This is a genomic window from Streptococcus sp. KR (genome assembly GCF_002238115.1).
Taxonomy (GTDB): domain Bacteria; phylum Bacillota; class Bacilli; order Lactobacillales; family Streptococcaceae; genus Streptococcus.
The window spans coordinates 1-228 of the sequence record NZ_NGVM01000329.1 but is presented as its reverse complement, the minus strand read 5'-3'; the positions used below and the strand labels follow the sequence as shown (position 1 = coordinate 228).

1 pseudogene is annotated in these 228 nt (G+C 36.0%); it reads right to left on the bottom strand.

From position 1 onward, the window contains the following. Positions 1–228 (bottom strand): annotated as a pseudogene (locus CBI42_RS12155) (ISLre2 family transposase); the annotation flags it as partial.

The window sequence follows — 228 nt, the reverse complement described above, 5'->3', positions numbered from 1 at the left end:
TACCATTGTCCGAGTTAGTGATAAGAAGAGTTCGATCAGTGATTTCAAAATGATTGCAAAGATAGTCTATCAATTCTTCCTTTGCTTGTTCATGACTTGTATGAATAATCTCATGCTTATTCTCTAGTACATACCGATTATTACCAACCTTCTTCGCTCCAGTATGAATCAGAAAATGGGCTAAGTCTGTATTGTGTCGTTCATCATTGCTTGATGTTGTCTTGATGA